We start from the raw sequence: 16,393 nt of genomic DNA, 5'->3' as shown, positions 1-16,393 counted from the left end.
CGCAGTGTGCGCACCGGTCGCGACGTATTGCTGCGCAGCCTTGCGGGACGCCGGGCTGCGGGCGCGGATGCCAGTGCGCAGCGGCTATCGCTGGCGCTAGAGCGCGACGTCCAGCGCCGCTGCTGTTGGCGGGCCCGCGACCCGCCTTAAAATAGCGCCTTACGTCATTACGGATGCCTTATGCCGAATTCCGATCTTGCCCGCGCCGCGCAGCCCGACCTTGCCACGCCGACCGACGACGCCGACATGTTCGAGCTCGCCCCCGTTTCGCTGTGGCTCGAAGATTTCAGCGGCGTGCGCGCACTGTTCGAGCAATGGCGCGCGGCCGGCGTCACGGACCTGCGCGCGTATCTGCTCGAAGACCCGCAGCGGGTGGCGGCCTGCGCGAGCCGGATCCGCGTGATCAAGGTCAACCGCAAGACGCTGGCGCTGTTCGAAGCGGCGGATTCCAGCATGCTGACCGACAACCTCGCCGCCGTGTTCCGCGACGACATGCTGAAAACCCATCTCGAAGAGCTGTGCCAGCTGTGGGCCGGCCAGCCGCACTTCACGAGCCAGACGGTCAACTACACGCTGGGCGGCCGGCGTCTGAACGTGCTGCTCAAGGGCCAGTTGCTGCCGGGCCACGAGGCGCGCTGGGACCGCGTGCTGGTGTCGGTCGAGGACATCACCGAACTCGACAGCGCGCATCAGCGCATCACGCTGGCCGAGCAGTACGCGCGCGGGCTATTCGAGCATTCGCCGGTGTCGCTGTGGGTCGAGGATTTCAGCTCGATCAAGCGGCTGATCGACGATGCGCGCGCCGCCGGCATTGTCGATTTTCGCGTGTTTACCGACGTGCATCCGGAATTCGTCGAGCGCTGCATGCAGGAAATCCACGTGCTCGACGTGAACCAGCACACGCTCGACATGTTTGCCGCGCCTGACAAGAAAACGCTGTTTGCGCGCCTCGCCGACGTGTTTCGCGATGACATGCGGCCGCATTTCCGCGAGCAGTTGATCGACCTGTGGGACAACAAGCTATTCCAGCAGCGCGAAGTGCTGAACTATTCGCTCGACGGCGGCGAAGTACATGTGCATCTGCAATTCTCGGTGCTGCCGGGCCATGAAAGCACCTGGGATCTGGTGCTGGTCGCGCTGACCGACATCACCGCGCGCAAGAAGGCCGAGGCGTATCTGGAGTTTCTCGGCAAGCACGATGTGCTGACCAAGCTGCGCAACCGCTCGTTCTACGTCGACGAACTGAACCGGCTCGATCGCAAGGGCCCGCATCCGGTGACGGTGATCATGGCGGACCTGAACGGCCTGAAACGCGTCAACGACCAGTTGGGTCACGCGGCCGGCGACGCGCTGCTGCGCCGCGCCGGCGAGGTGCTCGCCAAGGCGATGGAAACGCCGTTCAACGCCGCGCGCATCGGCGGCGACGAGTTCGCGGTGCTGCTGCCCGGCACCGACGAGCGCGGCGGCGCGGCGATGATCGATACGATCCGGCAGTTGGTCGAGCTGAATAACCAGTTTTATCCGGGCGCGCTGCTCAGCTTCTCGATGGGCGCGGCCACCGTGCAGCACGGCGAGCGCATCGAAACCGCGGTGCAGAAGGCGGATTTGCTGATGTACGAGGAAAAACGCGCGCAGCACGCGAATCGCGATGAAGTGAAGCGGGACGAATGATGCGCGGCGTGGTGGTTCAGCCCGGCGACGAGCGAACCGGCACGCCGTACATCTCGACGATGCGCCGGTCCTGCTCGCTTGCCGGGAACAGCTCCCATTCGATGCCGTTGACATCGCGCGTGCTCGTGAAGCCTGCGGCGGCATCGTCTTCGAAGCCGAGGTGACGTAACTGGCCGGCGCGTTGCGGGTTCTCGTTGATCGAAAAATTCAGCAGATCGGTGCGCCACATTGCATAGTGGCCCGGCACCACCGCGGCGGGCGCTTGCCCGAGGCGCGCGGTGTAGTCGGCGATCGACGCGTCGAGGTTCGCTACCGCGAGCGCGATGTGAAAGCGTTTCATGCCGGTCTCCTTTGAGTGGATGTCAGGACCTACCGGCGCATCGTACGAAAGCCGCATCGGCTTAACCAGTCAAGCAGGCATGCTGGTATAGCGATTACCCGGCTTAGGCACCGGGCAGGCCCACCACCTCAGCGGGCCGCCACCAGATGCCGCGGCGGCGGCGCAATGCTGACCGGTGGCGCCTCGAGCGCTGCGCGCACACGGCGCACTTCGTCGGTGGGCGACAGGCCGAACAGCCGCTTGAACTCGCGGCTGAACTGCGACGCGCTCTCATACCCCACCCTTGCCGCAGCCAGCCCCGCGTTCAAACCGTCCTGCACCATCAGCAGCCGCGCATGGTGCAGCCGTGTGGTCTTCACGTACTGCATCGGCGATGTAGCCGTGACGGTCTTGAACTGCGCGTGGAACACCGCGAGGCTCATGCCGGCCTCGCGCGCCAGCGTATCCACGTCGAGCACGCTGTCGTAGTCGCTATGAATGCGCCGCAGCGCCTTCGCGATACGCCCGAAATGCTGCTGGTGTGTAAGCGCCGCACGCACCGCATGGCCCTGCTCGCCGGTCAGCACGCGGTAGCAGATCTCGCGCACGATCGACGGCGCGAGCACGCGCGCATCGAGCGGCGCGGCCAGCGCTTCGAGCAGCCGCTCGACCGCATCGGACAGCAGCGGATCGAGCGGTGTCGAATAGATGCCGCGCGGCTCGGCGCGAATGCCGGCGTGATTGTCGTCGAGCAGCATCAGCAGTTCGGCGACCATCGTCAGATCGAGATCGATGCCGATGCCGAGGAACGGTTCGATTTCGCTGGCCTCGGTCTCGCATTCGAACGGCAGCGGCACCGACAGCACGAGGTACTGCTGAGCGTCGTACGCGAACGACTGGCTGCCGAGAAAGCCGCGTTTGCGGCCCTGGCAGACAATCACGATGCTCGGCTCATACATCACCGGCCGGCGCGGCATCGGCCGGCTCGCGCGCAGCAGCTTGACACCGCGCACGCACGATTGCGTGAAGCCGTCCGTCGGCGCGAGCCGGCCGAACAGCTCGACCATGTGCCGCTGCGCGCGGCTCACCGGACGAGGTGCATCGAGAACAGGTGCATCGAGAATATCTGGGATGAACGTCATGGCGAAGGTTGGATCGAAACTGTGCAGCGCGTCTGGCTGCGCTACAGAATAAGGCTTGAAATCTAGCACCAAATGCTCGTCAGCGTTTGACGCGACGAGAAATAGGCAAATCTTCGAGACCTTCAGGTATTCCCGGGCATGCGCGCGATGCTTACTATGGGAACCCTGACGAAATACCGTTCTCAAGCGTTTCCCCAGCGTTTTAAAGGCCGCTCGCGCATTCGCTGCAACCTCGCGTTGCAACGCCGCGCACCCCGGCTCGACGCTACCCACTTCAACGCTACGGAGTTCAAGCTACTCATCCGCAGGCTTCGTTCGCAGGAATCCGGATCAACCTCGAGCGGGCGCATCTCGAACGCGCCGCGCACCGGACCTTCGCGCATCGCAAGCCATCGCGCAGCGGCGGGTCGTGAAGATCGTCACGACCGGCAGAAACAGCAAGAACGGTTTGAAGTCTCGCTCGCAGTATCGCTTCATCATCGTTTCGCTCAGGCAGTAACCGGGCAGCAGGACGCACGCTTTTCTCCCTCATATGCGCCGCATGCAGCGCAGCGGCACCCCTGCGTTTTGCGTTTGCTGTGCCGGCGCGCGTTTCCATTGGAAGCGCGCGCCGGCCGCTCAGCCGTTGCCGGTTCGCCGTGCGTTGCCTCGATGATTCATCGGCATTGTTTTGACAGGAGAAGTCACGTGATTGACCGTATCCAGGCTATGCGTACGTTTATCCGCATCGTCGACACCAACAGCTTCACACGCGCCGCGGAATCGCTCGGCATGCCGCGCGCCACCGCCACCACGATCGTCCAGAACCTCGAAGCGATGCTCGGCACCGCATTGCTGATCCGTACCACGCGGCGCCTGAGTCTCACGCCGGAAGGCGCCGCCTACTACGAGCGCTGCGCGCAGATTCTCGCGGACATCGACGAGATGGAAGCGAGCCTCAAGCAGAGCAATGCCAACCCAAGCGGACGCTTGCGCGTCGAGATGCCGGGCGCGGTCGCCACTGCGCTCGTGCTGCCGGCGCTCGACGACTTCCATGTGCGCTTCCCGAATATCGATCTGGCGATCGGCATCAGCAATCGCGCGGTGGATCTGGTCGGCGAAGCGGTGGACTGCAGCATCCAGTTGGGCGAACTGCCCGATTCAGGTCTCGCCGCGCGGCGCCTCGGCACGCTCGAACATGTGACCTGCGCGAGCCCCGCGTATCTGGAACGCCACGGCATGCCGGAGAGCCTCGACGATCTCGCACGGCACGTTGCGGTGAATTGCATCTCGCGGCACAACGGGCGCGTGGTCAACTTCGATTTCGACGTGGAGGGCAGCGTGCTCGCGGTGAAAGTGGATGGCTTTGTCAGCGTCAACGACGAGCAGGCTTACCTCACGTGTGGGCTGCAAGGGCATGGGCTGATTCAGCCTGCGCGCCTCGCCGCGCAGCCGTGGCTCGAGAGCGGCTTGTTGCGTGAAGTGCTGCCTGAGTGGAAGCCGGTGCCGATGAGCGTGTCCGTCGCGTATGTGAAGGGGCGGCGCGTGTCGCCGCGGGTGCGCGCGTTCGTCGACTGGTTGGCGGAGCTGTTCGAGCAGGCTGGGCATGTCGAAGCGGATATGTCGCGGGTGCGCGAGCTGATGCGCGGCGGGTTGCATACGGCTTGATGGGGTGCAGCGCGGTTGGGGTGCAGCTGAGGCTGACGGTGCGTGTCGGTGCGTGTCGGTGCGTGTCGGTCCGCGTCGGTCCGCGTCGGTCCGCGTCGGTCCGCGTCGGTCCGCGTCGGTCCGCGTTGGTCCGCGTCGGTCCGCGTCGGTCCGCGTCGGTCCGCGTCGGTCCGCGTCGGTCCGCGTCGGTCCGCGTCGGTCCGCGTCGGTCCGCGTCGGTCCGCGTCGGTCCGCGTCGGTCCGCGTTCAGCATGCCGGCAACGGCACGTTGGGCACACCGCGGAATGTTCCTACCCCGGCGCCGAAGAGCTGGAACGCAGCCCGTTCAGCCGGCGCTCAACAGCAGCGCCGCCGGCCTGCCCGGCCCGGCGGCGCGCTGCTGCGGCCAAATGCTTACGACTCTTCCGACCACACCATATTTTCCCGCGCCATCAGCGCGGTCGAGGCGCCCGGCCCGAAGGTGCCGGCCGTATAAGGACGCGGCCGGTCGCCGGCCTGCTTCCAGCCTTCGATGATCGGATCAGCCCAAGCCCACGCCGCTTCCAGTTCGTCGCGGCGCATGAAATGGGTCAGGCGGCCGCGCACCACGTCGATCAGCAAACGCTCGTACGCTTCCGCGCGACGCCCCGTGAAAGCCTGCTCGAGGTCCAGATTCAGGTTCACCGGCAACGTGCGCATGCCGCTGCCCGGCTCCTTCGCGAGCATCTGCAGCTGGATCGACTCAGCCGGCTGCAGCTGGATGACGAGCCGGTTGCCGCAATTGCGCGGGCCGCACGGGCTGTTCGGCATGATCGAGAACGGCAGATCGGCGAACTCGATGACGATTTCCGACTGCTTCTTCGCGAGGCGCTTGCCGGTGCGCAGGAAGAACGGCACGTGCGCCCAGCGCCAGTTGTTGATGTACGCGCGCAGCGCGACGAAGGTTTCCGCGCGGCTTTCCGGCGGCACGTTCGCCTCGTCGAGATAGCCCTTGACCGGCTCGCCGCCCACCGCGCCCGCCGTGTACTGGCCGCGCACCGTGTCGCGCGCGATGTCTTCCGCCGACATCGGCCGCAGCGAACGCAGCACCTTCAGCTTTTCGTCGCGCACCGCGTTCGGGTCGAGCGACACCGGCGGCTCCATCGCGACGATGCACAGCAGTTGCAGCAGGTGGTTCTGCACCATGTCGCGCATCGCGCCGGTCTGGTCGTAGAAGCCGGCGCGGCTGCCCACGCCCACCGTCTCCGCCACCGTGATCTGCACGCTGCGGATATACGGCGCCTGCCACAGCGGCCCGAAAATCGCATTGCCAAAGCGCAGCACCATCAGGTTCTGCACCGTTTCCTTGCCGAGGTAATGGTCGATCCGGTAGATCTGCGTTTCGTCGAAATGTTTGCCGACCGCGTTGTTGATCGCCTGCGCCGACGCGAGGTCGTGGCCGAGCGGCTTTTCAAGCACGACGCGCGAGCTCTTGTCCACCAGCTTGTGCGCGTCGAGGTTGTCGCAGATCGTCGTGAACAGTTCGGGCGAAGTCGCCAGATAGAAGATGCGCTGTGCGTTCGGCCGCGAGGCTTCGGCGAGACGGGCGTAATCGGCGGCCTCGTCAACGTTCACGCGCACGTATTCGAACAACGCGAGAAATTTGTCCCATGCGGCGGCGTCGAACGCCTTGCTCTCGATAAATGGGCGCGAATGCTCGTCCATGAACGACACATATTGTTCGCGCGACCACTCGCGCCGGCCGATCGCCAGGATGCGCGTGTCGGCCGGCAGATTGCCGTGCGAATGCGCCATGAACAGCGCGGGCAGCAGCTTGCGGGCGGACAGGTCGCCGGCGCCGCCGAAAATGATCATGTCCAGCGGAAGGTCAGGCGTGGCGGAAGCGTTGGAGGTCGTCATAGCGCAGTCGCGTCAAGGTAAGAAGAGCGGGGAGAGACTGAAACGGCAGGCAAACGCGCCGGCTGCAGTGGCGGACCCGGGTCCGGCCGCGGCGCTGCTTTGCGAGACGCCTATGGTGCAACGTTTTCGGCTTGTTTGCACGTAGAACGCTCGTGCTGCAGATAATGAGCGCCTCGCGCGCCGTCAGTTTGCAGACGCCAGCGACGCTCGCGCCACCCGCCCTGTCGCCAGATCCCACGCCGCGCAGCCTACCGTCTTGAAGACGCGCGGCGCGCTGTCGTCCGCCACGGGCGTGGCCGCTCCGGACGCCGCGTCGAGCGCCGTCGCCAACCCGCGCACCTGCGCCCAGTCCACCCCGGCCTGCAGCAGATCGCCCGCCTCGTGACGCGCGCCAGCCGGATCGTCGACGAAAATGGCGCTGCCGGCCAGCGTGCGCGCGCCGATTTCCGCCATCTCCGGCTTGAATGCGCCGACCCCGACCACGAGCCGTCCGGCCCGCGCCGCTTCGTCGTACACCGGCTGACGGCTGGTGGTCAGCGCGATCACCAGATCCACCGAATCCGGCACGTCGCTGCCGGCGAGCACCTCGAGATGGCGCGCGCTGCCCGCGTGCGCGTCGCAGAATGCCTGCGCGCGCCCCGGCGCGCTGCCGCGCACCCGGATGCGCGCCTGCGGATATAACTCGCCAAGCGCCTGCAGATGGTTCGCCGCCTGCGTGCCGGTGCCGATCAGCAGCACGTCGCGCGGCGCCGCGCGCCCGAGCGTGCGCACGCCGAGCAGCGTGATCGCCGCGGTGCGGCGGCCGGTCACCGTCGGCCCGTCGAGAATGAACAGCGTCGCGCCGGTATCCGGTTCGATCGCCATCACCTGGCCGTGAATCGTCGGGATGCCGCGCTCGCGGTTGCGCGGGCACACGTTGACCAGCTTGTGAATCGCCAGATCCTGCGCGGTAGCCGGCATCGACAGCAGCACGCCGTCGTCGTTGAGCGGCACCACGAGGCGCTCCGGGCTCGTGATGCGCTGCTGCGTGTAATCGAGCACCGCGCGCTGCAGCGCGTCGACCAGGGCCGGATAGGGCGTGAGCCGCGCGGTTTCGGCGGCATCGAAAATCGGTGTGTGGCTGGGGGTGCTGCCCGTCATGACGTCTCCCGCAAACGCGGTGCGCTCAGCGCACCAGGAACCCGTAGGTCAACGGATCGCGTTCATCGACGATCCAGTTCGCAAAGCCGCAAATAAACGCATCGCCTTCGATTTCAGGAATCACCGCGTCGAAGCGCTCGAGCTTCGTTTCGCGCAACACGCGGCCGCGAAAGATCGTGCCGATCACCGATTCGTTGACCAGCGTCTCGCCCGCTTTCAGCGCGCCGCGCGAGTAAAGCTGCGCGACGCGCCCCGCCGTGCCGGAGCCGGTCGGCGAACGGTCCACTTCGCGGTCCGCGAACACGCAGCAGTTCGCCTGGGTCGAGCCCGCGTGCCGCGGCGCGTTATCGATAATCGTGCCGTAAATATGGTCGATCTCGGGAATCAGCGGATGCCGTACCTTGAACGCGTCATTGGCGGCGCGCTTGACCTCCGCGCCGAAGCGGATCAGCCGCTCCACTTCGGTCTCGCGCACCGCGAGGTCGAATGGCACGCCCGACGTGTAGAAATAAAACGCGCCGCCGAACGCGATATCGCCGTGCACCGTGCCGAAGCTCGGCGTCTCGACGCTCACGTCGCGCTGCCAGACAAACGAAGGCACGTTCACGAAGCGCACGCTGCCCGCATGGTTGCCGTCCCATTTGACGAACGCTTCGATAAAGCCGCACGGCGCGTCGATGCCCACCCGCGTTTCCGGCTCGGTGCGCTCGACCCAGCCGAGCGACACGGCCGCGGTTGCCAGCGCGATCACGCCGTGTCCGCAATGGTCGCTATACCCTTCGTTGTGGACAAAAATGATGCCGAAATCCGCGTCGTCGCTGACGGGATCGGTCAGATAGCCGGCGTACATGTCCGCATGCCCGCGCGGCTCGAAAATCAGCGCGCGGCGGATCGGCTCGGCATGCTCTTTCAACCACGCGCGGCGCTCGACGATCGTCTTGCCGGGAATCTTCGGCAGCCCGCTCGTGACGATCCGGAACGGCTCGCCGCCGGTATGCACTTCGACCGTGCTGATCACGCGATTCAGTTTCATGAATGCGGTGCTCCGATGGCTCCCGCAGCACGGGTGGCTTCGATGGCTGCGCTTGTTCTGCTTGCTGCCCACGTCGCTCGTGACGACGCGCCAGCATGATCCCGCGTGCAGATCATTAATGTCTCCTTCCGCATGGCTGCTCTATACTGGCGCTGAATGTAGACCAGCTTTGGTTGCGCATCAACCAATATCAAAAATAATCACTGAACTGGTCAGATTCTGGAACAACCTTATTGCACAAGGCCATGACGCTCCTGCCGCCAGACTATCCGTTCCGCCCCAAGCAGATCTATGAGCAGGTTGCCGAGCGGATGCGTGCGGATATCCGCGCCGGCCAGTTCCCGCCCGAGGCGCGGCTGCCGTCGGAACGCGAGCTGGCGGCCCGCTTCGGCGTGGGCCGGCCGGCGGTGCGCGAGGCGCTCGGTGCGCTGCAGAACGAGGGGCTGGTGCATACGCGCCGCAATTCCGGCACCTACGTGAACGCCGACGCGCCGCAGCGTCTCGCCACGGTGCCGGCGGCGGGCACCGCGCCGGCGCCCGACGCCGACATCAGCCCGAGCTCCGCGCTCGACGTGCGCATCGTGCTGGAGCCGGCGATCGCGCGGCGTGCCGCGGCGCACGCACAGCGCGACGCGATGGCCGAGCACTATCTGGCGCAGATGGATTCGATCGTCGACGTAACGGACGCCGCGCAGCGCGTGTTGTGGAACGATAGCGACCGGCTGTTTCACCGTCAGCTTGCCGTGATGACCGGCGACGCACTGCTGGTCAAAATCGCCGACGAAGTGGCGAAGGCGATGAACCAGCCGCTGTGGAAGCGGTTGAAGGACGACGGCATTTACGATCTGAGCCGGGTACGGCTTTACGTGTCGGAACACCGGTTGATCTACGAGGCGATCGTCAACGGCGATGCCGATGCGGCGGCCTTTTACGTCGAGCAGCACATCATCCGGGTGCGGCGCGATATCGCACCGAAATGACGGCGCGCCGGACGCAAACACGGCGCAAGCACCACCCCAACCCGACGCGAACACGGCGCGCGCAACAGAAACGCAACACATGCGCGGCCCTGCACAGCGGTGCTGCACCCATTTGCAGCAATCGGGTAGTCATCCTGATGCATTTTGCATCAGCTTACTCGTTAGAATAGCGTGACGCGCACCTTATGCCCGATGAATAACTCGACAATCGAAAAAACAGCCAGCATGCCCAACGAAGCTCAATCACCGGACTCCCTTGCCGTCGCCGAGCGTGTGCGCGAACTGATGAGCCGGCACGGTATCGCCAAGCGCCAGCAGACCAGCGAGCTGTGCCGCATTCTCGACCTGAGCTTTTCGCAGGGTCATCGCAAACTGCGCGGCAACAGCCCGTGGACGCTATCGCAGATCCGCAAGGTCGCGGAAGTGTTCGGCGAGCCCGCCGCGCAGCTGTTCGGCGCGCAGACGCTCGATCCGGGCATGGTCGGCGCGACCGCGCAGGAGGCGCTGTTCAGCGTCGGCACGCTGGAGCTGGCGTGCATCGCGTGGGTCGGCTCGCCGGTCGAAGCCGGCAGCCGGCCGGAATTCATCGCGTGGTCGAAACAGGACCAGTGGCGCGTGGTGCGGCACGACGGCGCGCTGTACCAGAACGCGTTCGAGGTGCACAAGATCGAGATCTACCCGCGCCGCGCGGAGGCCGACAAGCCGCTGATCGCGGTGGTCGACGACGATCGCGCCTCCGCCGACAACCTGCGCGACTATCTGGAGCGCAGCGGCTTTGCGGCGATGGCGATCTACGGTCTCGCCGCCTTTGCGGAGACGCTGCAGACGCAGGTGTTCGATGGTGTGGTGATCGACTGGCTGTTCGGCAGCCAGACCTCGGCGGACGCGATCCGTTCGGTGCGCGCGTCGGAAAACCCCGACGCGCCGATCTTCGTGCTGACCGGCGAACTGCTGACCGGCAAGGCCAGCGAATCGGAAATCAGCGAGATCGTGCGCGGCTATGACGTTGCTTGCTATGAGAAGCCGGCGCGCATGGCGATTCTGGTTGCGGATCTGTCGAAGCGGCTCGGGCGGCCGTAGCGGCGCACGACACGCTGCTACCGGGCTATGTCCCGACCATTCGCCGCTGCCGCGTAGCGCGCCGCAAGCGCACGGTCCACCGCTGCGCGCAGCACGTCGTAGTGCACGGGTTTGCTCAGGCTCTCAAAGAACAGACTGGCGGCGGCGCTGCCCTGCAATTCGGGCGCATACGCGCTCACCGCGATCACCGGCGCACGCGGCGCCGGCGCGCCGCGCGGCGCGTACTCGGCCATGAACGCGTAGCCGTCCTTCTCCGGCATCTGCAGATCGAGCAGGATCAGCTCGCACGTGTGGGCGCGCAGCCATGCAAGCGCCTCGTCGACGCCGCCCACCGCTGCCGCGTCATAGCCCATGTGCGCAACCATTTCCGACAGCGATTCGCGCACCAGCTGGTTGTCGTCGACTACCAGCACGTGCGGCTGCGCCCCACCCTCCTGCGCATGCGCCGCGACGCTCGCCGCCACACCCGGCTCGACCGATTTCACCGGAATCGTCACCGTGAAGGTCGTGCCGACGCCGACCCGGCTGTCCACGTCGATCTCGCCGCCGAACAGATCGATCAGTCCCTGCACGATCGCCAGACCCATCCCCGCGCCGTCGAAGCGCCGCGTGCGCGCATCCTCGAGGCGCGTGAACTCCTTGAAGATCAACGGAATCTGCGCGTGCGGCACGCCGCAGCCGGTATCGCTGACGACAATCACGAGCGCGTGCTCGCGCTGCTCGAAATGCAGCTCGACGGTGCCCCGCTCGGTGTAGCGGATCGCGTTGATCACCAGGTTGTTGACGATCTGGCGGATCCGGTGAGGGTCCGATTCGACCAGCCCGACGCGCCCGATCGCGCCGCAGCGGAACACCAGCCCGCGCGCGGCCGCGGTCGGCTCGCTGACGTCGGCGATCGACGCCAGCAGCTCGCGCGGATCGAACTGCTCGTGACGCAACTCGAGCTTGCCGGCGCCGAGGCGCGCGTAGTCGGTCAGGTCCTTCATCTGCGTTTCGAGCTGGCGCGCCGCGGTATCGAGCCGGCGGATCACTTTCTGGTCCGCTTCCGAATGCGAGTTGAAGCTGAGCAGTTCGATCGATGAAACGATCGCGTGCAGCGGCGTGCGCAACTCGTGGCTGATCATGCCGAGAAACGCGTCCTTCGCGAGGCTGGCTTCGCGCGCCGCGCGGCTCGCCTGGTGCTCGGCTTCGAGCGCCGCGCGCTGCTGCTTGATCAGCTTGGTGCGGCGCCGCGCGTTGACCACCAGCTGCGCGCTGGCCGCGGCCGACAACATCAGCAGCAGCAGGCCGCCGGCGAACAGCATGCGGCGCTTGGCGATGAAGTCGCTGTTCATCGCTTCGCGATCCGCCATATCGGCAAAACGCCGGCCGAGCGCGAGGTCGTTCACCTCTTCCCAATGGCCGCGCAACTCCAGCACGATGCGATCGGCCAGCTTCGGCTCGCGCGGCAACGCATCGAGGGTCGGCTCGAGATCGCTCAGCATGGTGGTCAGCGATTCGATCTCGCGCCGCTGCTGGTCGATCAGCGAGGCCTGCGCGGCGAGCTGGCGCGTCGAGCCGGCCATCACGCGCAGCTTCGACTGCAGCACGTGGTACTGCAGCCGTAGCGCGTCGTAGTCGGAGTCGACTCCGGTCTCGTATTGCAGCAACTGGCTTTCGAGGCGCGCGTACGCGATCTGCAGCTGCGCGGCGTCCCAGTAGAAGCCGTCGTACGTGCCGGTGATGGTTTGCGTCTCGCGCGGATTCAGCAGCGCGGTGTACAGCAGATAGCCGATCGCCGCGGTCGGTGCGGCAAGCGCCGTGAGCCAGATCAGCACATAGACGAGACGGCGCGACAGCCGGTGCTTCAGCAGCCCGCGCTGCGGTAACCCGCGCTTCACTTCACGATCAGGGACTTGATCTGCCATACGAATTTCGCGTCCGCGGCGCCGCCCGTCAGTTCAGACGGGTAAGCATCGCGCGGATAAATCAGAAAGAGCGGGCCGAAGTCGCTGACCTTGAGCCGCTTGCCGTTCATGCTGTATGCGACGACGACCCCGTAACGGTCGGAATCGGCGATCGGCACGGTGTAGGTGTAATCGTCGTAGGTGTGAAACTCGAGGTTCTGGCCGTAGGCACCCACCGTCTTCAGGATATCCGCGAGCAGCGGGCCGGTGAAGGTCGATTTGGGCGTCCAGGTGGTCGACGTCGAAATCGAATGAGTCGGCAGCGCGAGCAGTTCGGCCTCGGAAAAATGAAAAACCTGGTGTGCCGCATCATTGGTGTGCCCGATCTTGCCTGTCACGTCGAGCGACAGCTGGCTCGCGTTGACCGCAAGTGCATCGATGGTCCCAAAAGCAAACACACCGCACAACAAACCGTACCGCATCCACCGGCCGAGCCGGCCGTTCCCGTGTTGTTTCTGCATTGTCTGGCCTTTTATTTTCCGTTTGTTCGTGCTTGTTCACGCTTGTTCGCACTCGTGTTCGCGAGGGTACCGGGGCTTGCCTGTATTGCGCGCCGACCCGCGAACCGCGCCTGTCAGAGCACAGAATCTGTGAACCGCATGCATAATATCGCCTCCACCTCAAAAAAGCCGTCACGCCGGCGGTTGCAACTATCGAAACCATCGGCCTAATGACCGCAAGCGAACGTCAGCCATGAACAAGCCCGTTCTCCCGCTTTCTTATGAACAGCTCGATCACTGGATCGAATCGCTGCAGCCGGCCCTGCTGGCAGAAGACTTCGCGGCCGCAATCGGCATCCTGCGCGGCGGCGCCCCGCTCGCGCTGATGGCCTCGCACAGCATCGGCGTGCCGGTCGCCTTCCTCAGCTACGACCGCCGTGCGCGCCACGTGACGTGGGATTCCTCGCTGCCGCTGCCCGCGCCGGGCTCGAAAATCCTGCTGTGCGAAGACATCGCGGGCCGCGGCTTCACGCTGATCGACTGCATCGCGTTTCTCGAGCAGCACGGGCTGGTCGTCAAGACGCTGACCGGCGCCTTCGACGAAATCAGCCGCATCCGTCCCGATTACGCGAACGACGCGTCCGGCTACTTTGCGTTATTCCCGTGGGAGCGTCAGGCCTATACCGACCGTTATCGCGAAGACTGGCTGCAGGTCGAAGCCGGCGACATGCCGGAGATGGCGCAGGATCACGAATACGCGACCTATGCGATCGACCTCGACGGCGTGCTGCTACCCGATGTGCCGCTCGAACGCTACGGCGAAGATCTGAGCGCCGCGCTCGCCGAACGCGACGATCTGAAGCCGTTCGATGTGTTGCCGGAAATCGACTTGCAACAGGTCCGTGCGGTGATCACCGGGCGCCCGCATCACGATGTCGAACGCACCCGCGCGTGGCTCGAGCGGCATGGCTTCGGTCATCTCGAGCTGGTGATGCGGATGCCCGATGCGCACGACGACACGCCAGCCGGCGCCGCCGCACACAAGGCGGCTGCGGCGCTGCGCTGCGGCGTCACGCATTTCATCGAGAGCGATCCGGTGCAGGCGCTGCGTATCGCGCAGGCGGCGCCGCTGTTGCGCGTGATCTGGTGGGATGCGGCCACGCGCAGCGGCACGCTGGTCAATGCGTTGCCGTGGCGGGCCGACGCCTGAACGCGGCAGGCTGAACGCGCGTGCGCGCGGCGGGGCGTGCGAACGTTGGTGCGTGATTTACATTCTTCAGCCCGCAACGCTCGACGCTCGAGCGTCAATCAGCCGTCAATCCTGTGCATCCGCCAGATGCAGATGCTTCGCGGCGCGCCGCGAAGCCACCACGATCAGCTTCATCGTCGCGCGCGTCGCGCCGACGAACAGCTTGCGCGCGCTGCGCTCGTCGAACGCGGCGAAGTCGACTTCGGTCAGGATCACGCATGGCGCGGCCTGGCCCTTGAAGCGGTAGATCGATTCGAGCAGCACGTCGCCTTCGCGGTACTCGGGGTTGCCGAACAGATCGTACTTGCCGGTAAAGCTGCGCACACGATGCGGGCCCAGCTGATCGAGCGCGGCCAGCACCGAGCCCTCTCTACCGCGGAACGACAGCACCACGATGTCCTGCTTGCGAAAACCGAGCGACAGCGCCTGCGTGATCGCACGCTTGGTCATGTCGATGCAGCTGTCGGCGGGGTTCGTTTCGTCGTAGATCGATAGTGCGATGTCGGAACCGTCGAACGGGCTTGCGGCCGCCAGTTGTGCGGCGAGCGGCACAGTCGCGCCGAGCAGCTCGCGCAGATAATCGAGAATATCGCGCGGGCTGCGATAGTTGGTCGCTTCCTTCAGCGTGGTCCAGCCCGGCAACGCGACCGGCGCACGCATATACAGGTTCTGCAGCGGGTCTTCGAGCCACCACCACGCGCCACCCGGCCGCAGCATGCGCTCGAGCGCCGGCACCCAGGGCTCGCGGAAGTCCTGGCCTTCGTCGACGATCAACACATCGGATTGCCAGCGCGCGTCGATCGGCGTTTGCGCGAATGCGGTTTCGAGTTGCTCGAACACGTCCGGCGCGGCGAAGTCGGGCGCACGGCCAGCCTCGCGCGCGACCGCGTCGCACAGCTGGTGATAGTTGAGCACCTTCGCCTCAGGCGGCGCGACCCGCGCGATGTGATCGGCCAGCGGCCGGTTGAAGCACACGTACAGCGGCCGCTCGCCGCGTGCGACCGCGTCTTTCATTACCTGCACTGCCAGTTGCGTCTTGCCGGAGCCCGCCGTGCCCACTACGCGCAGCCGGAACGGCGCGAATTCCAGACGCCGCGCCCATGTGGCCAGACCGCCGGACAAGCGCGTGACCAGCGTGCCCGCCTGACCGACCAGCGCGCTGGTATCGGGCGTCAGCGCCAGTTCGTCGGCGAGGAAGTGATGGATTTTCGCGGCGCACGGCAGGCGCGGCTCGTCGGCGGGCAGCGCGGCGCGAATGATCGCGGCGAGCCGGTCCTTGCGCGTCGCATCGACGATGCGCGCCGGGTCTACGCCGGCAATCGACGCATCCTTGACCGCATGATCCGGGCAGTACAGCAGCTCTTCGATGAAATACGTGCCCGCGCCGAATGCGGCGGTAAAGCGCCGGTGCAGACTTTCGATGGTGCGTGCCAGCGCGATCGCCACATTACGTTCGGTTTGCAGATAGGCCTTCACCAGCCCCTTCGGGGTTTCACGCAGAAAGCCGGTTTTCTGCTCGACGATCATTACGCGGCCCGACGGCGACACGATCACATAGTCGGCTTCGCCGAACACCGAGAAGCCGCCCTGATTCAGACGCGTCCAGTGCACGCCGTGATACACGGTGTAATCGGCGGGCAGTGTCTCTTCGAACAGCGCAAGCGTCTCGCGTTCGCGCGCGGCAGCGCCGGTGGCGGCAAGACTTTTCCAGTCGTCGGGAACGATGCGGGCCATGCGGTGCAACTCCGGTTAGCGCGCGAAAGTAACGCAAAGGGGACGCGCGGGCAAAGCGCGCGAAGCGCTCATTGTACGCATCGCAAACCGCGCTTTCAGCGTCGGGCCGGTAAGATAAGTGCGCTTCGTGTATC

At 65.7% G+C, this 16,393-nt stretch carries 13 protein-coding genes; 5 read left to right on the top strand and 8 right to left on the bottom strand.

The window, feature by feature from the left end; translation table 11 throughout:
* Positions 1-180: 180 nt before the first annotated feature.
* The gene (locus ACYVNQ_RS12295) at positions 181-1,671 is read left to right on the top strand and encodes a sensor domain-containing diguanylate cyclase (protein ID WP_460902775.1); all 1,491 of its coding nucleotides are present in this window, start codon (positions 181-183) and stop codon (positions 1,669-1,671) included.
* A 16-nt stretch (positions 1,672-1,687) separates the two neighbouring features.
* Here the strand turns inward: ACYVNQ_RS12295 and ACYVNQ_RS12290 are convergent, their stop codons facing one another.
* The gene (locus tag ACYVNQ_RS12290; RefSeq protein WP_460902774.1) at positions 1,688-2,011 is read right to left on the bottom strand and encodes a VOC family protein; all 324 of its coding nucleotides are present in this window, start codon (positions 2,009-2,011) and stop codon (positions 1,688-1,690) included.
* Between the two features lie 128 nt (positions 2,012-2,139).
* Entirely contained in the window at positions 2,140-3,057 is a 918-nt protein-coding gene (locus tag ACYVNQ_RS12285; RefSeq protein ID WP_460903564.1) for an AraC family transcriptional regulator, read from the bottom strand.
* Positions 3,058-3,819: 762 nt separating this feature from the next.
* Between ACYVNQ_RS12285 and ACYVNQ_RS12280 the strand changes: the two genes are divergently transcribed.
* On the top strand, positions 3,820-4,779 hold the full coding sequence (locus ACYVNQ_RS12280) for a LysR family transcriptional regulator (protein ID WP_460902773.1): 960 nt from the start codon (positions 3,820-3,822) through the stop codon (positions 4,777-4,779).
* A gap of 393 nt (positions 4,780-5,172) precedes the next feature.
* Here the strand turns inward: ACYVNQ_RS12280 and zwf are convergent, their stop codons facing one another.
* The 3 genes from zwf to lhpH all read right to left on the bottom strand — a co-directional run bounded on the left by zwf (position 5,173) and on the right by lhpH (position 8,830).
* The gene (gene zwf / locus ACYVNQ_RS12275; protein ID WP_460902772.1) at positions 5,173-6,657 is read right to left on the bottom strand and encodes a glucose-6-phosphate dehydrogenase; all 1,485 of its coding nucleotides are present in this window, start codon (positions 6,655-6,657) and stop codon (positions 5,173-5,175) included.
* A gap of 183 nt (positions 6,658-6,840) precedes the next feature.
* On the bottom strand, positions 6,841-7,797 hold the full coding sequence (gene lhpI, locus ACYVNQ_RS12270) for a bifunctional Delta(1)-pyrroline-2-carboxylate/Delta(1)-piperideine-2-carboxylate reductase (protein ID WP_460902771.1): 957 nt from the start codon (positions 7,795-7,797) through the stop codon (positions 6,841-6,843).
* 25 nt (positions 7,798-7,822) lie between these two features.
* Positions 7,823-8,830 carry a trans-3-hydroxy-L-proline dehydratase gene (gene lhpH, locus ACYVNQ_RS12265; protein WP_460902770.1) on the bottom strand — a complete coding sequence of 336 codons (1,008 nt, stop codon included), beginning with the start codon at positions 8,828-8,830 and terminating at the stop codon, positions 7,823-7,825.
* 245 nt (positions 8,831-9,075) lie between these two features.
* On the opposite strand from lhpH, the gene ACYVNQ_RS12260 reads away from it, so the two are divergent.
* Both ACYVNQ_RS12260 and ACYVNQ_RS12255 read left to right on the top strand, forming a co-directional pair.
* The gene (locus ACYVNQ_RS12260) at positions 9,076-9,810 is read left to right on the top strand and encodes a FadR/GntR family transcriptional regulator (RefSeq protein ID WP_460902769.1); all 735 of its coding nucleotides are present in this window, start codon (positions 9,076-9,078) and stop codon (positions 9,808-9,810) included.
* Between the two features lie 225 nt (positions 9,811-10,035).
* Positions 10,036-10,890 carry a helix-turn-helix domain-containing protein gene (locus ACYVNQ_RS12255; RefSeq protein ID WP_460902768.1) on the top strand — a complete coding sequence of 285 codons (855 nt, stop codon included), beginning with the start codon at positions 10,036-10,038 and terminating at the stop codon, positions 10,888-10,890.
* A 17-nt stretch (positions 10,891-10,907) separates the two neighbouring features.
* On the opposite strand, the gene ACYVNQ_RS12250 is transcribed toward ACYVNQ_RS12255, so the two are convergent.
* Together ACYVNQ_RS12250 and ACYVNQ_RS12245 are read right to left on the bottom strand one after the other, a co-directional pair.
* On the bottom strand, positions 10,908-12,797 hold the full coding sequence (locus tag ACYVNQ_RS12250) for an ATP-binding response regulator (RefSeq protein ID WP_460902767.1): 1,890 nt from the start codon (positions 12,795-12,797) through the stop codon (positions 10,908-10,910).
* On the bottom strand, positions 12,767-13,297 hold the full coding sequence (locus ACYVNQ_RS12245) for a putative pterin-binding protein (RefSeq protein ID WP_460902766.1): 531 nt from the start codon (positions 13,295-13,297) through the stop codon (positions 12,767-12,769). The genes ACYVNQ_RS12250 and ACYVNQ_RS12245 overlap by 31 nt, the downstream gene beginning before the upstream one ends.
* A 232-nt stretch (positions 13,298-13,529) precedes the next feature.
* Here ACYVNQ_RS12245 and ACYVNQ_RS12240 point away from each other — a divergent pair, with 232 nt between their 5' ends.
* Entirely contained in the window at positions 13,530-14,486 is a 957-nt protein-coding gene (locus tag ACYVNQ_RS12240) for a phosphoribosyltransferase (protein ID WP_460902765.1), read from the top strand.
* A gap of 105 nt (positions 14,487-14,591) precedes the next feature.
* Here ACYVNQ_RS12240 and ACYVNQ_RS12235 read toward each other — a convergent pair whose 3' ends face one another.
* Positions 14,592-16,259 carry an ATP-binding domain-containing protein gene (locus tag ACYVNQ_RS12235; protein WP_460902764.1) on the bottom strand — a complete coding sequence of 556 codons (1,668 nt, stop codon included), beginning with the start codon at positions 16,257-16,259 and terminating at the stop codon, positions 14,592-14,594.
* Between the last annotated feature and the right edge of the window lie 134 nt (positions 16,260-16,393).

Source organism: Paraburkholderia jirisanensis (assembly GCF_054782355.1).
The sequence above is the reverse complement of the archived record's forward strand: the minus strand, read 5'-3'. Positions and strand labels throughout refer to the sequence as shown.

Excerpts from the sequence above, each read along its gene's own strand:
- ACYVNQ_RS12295 (WP_460902775.1), top strand. The coding sequence starts at position 181 with ATGCCGAATTCCGATCTTGCCCGCGCCGCGCAGCCCGACCTTGCCACG.
- ACYVNQ_RS12290 (WP_460902774.1), bottom strand. The coding sequence starts at position 2,011 with ATGAAACGCTTTCACATCGCGCTCGCGGTAGCGAACCTCGACGCGTCG.
- ACYVNQ_RS12285 (WP_460903564.1), bottom strand. The coding sequence starts at position 3,057 with ATGGTCGAGCTGTTCGGCCGGCTCGCGCCGACGGACGGCTTCACGCAA.
- zwf (WP_460902772.1), bottom strand. The coding sequence starts at position 6,657 with ATGACGACCTCCAACGCTTCCGCCACGCCTGACCTTCCGCTGGACATG.
- lhpI (WP_460902771.1), bottom strand. The coding sequence starts at position 7,797 with ATGACGGGCAGCACCCCCAGCCACACACCGATTTTCGATGCCGCCGAA.
- lhpH (WP_460902770.1), bottom strand. The coding sequence starts at position 8,830 with ATGAAACTGAATCGCGTGATCAGCACGGTCGAAGTGCATACCGGCGGC.
- ACYVNQ_RS12260 (WP_460902769.1), top strand. The coding sequence starts at position 9,076 with ATGACGCTCCTGCCGCCAGACTATCCGTTCCGCCCCAAGCAGATCTAT.
- ACYVNQ_RS12255 (WP_460902768.1), top strand. The coding sequence starts at position 10,036 with ATGCCCAACGAAGCTCAATCACCGGACTCCCTTGCCGTCGCCGAGCGT.
- ACYVNQ_RS12250 (WP_460902767.1), bottom strand. The coding sequence starts at position 12,797 with ATGGCAGATCAAGTCCCTGATCGTGAAGTGAAGCGCGGGTTACCGCAG.
- ACYVNQ_RS12245 (WP_460902766.1), bottom strand. The coding sequence starts at position 13,297 with ATGCAGAAACAACACGGGAACGGCCGGCTCGGCCGGTGGATGCGGTAC.
- ACYVNQ_RS12240 (WP_460902765.1), top strand. The coding sequence starts at position 13,530 with ATGAACAAGCCCGTTCTCCCGCTTTCTTATGAACAGCTCGATCACTGG.
- ACYVNQ_RS12235 (WP_460902764.1), bottom strand. The coding sequence starts at position 16,259 with ATGGCCCGCATCGTTCCCGACGACTGGAAAAGTCTTGCCGCCACCGGC.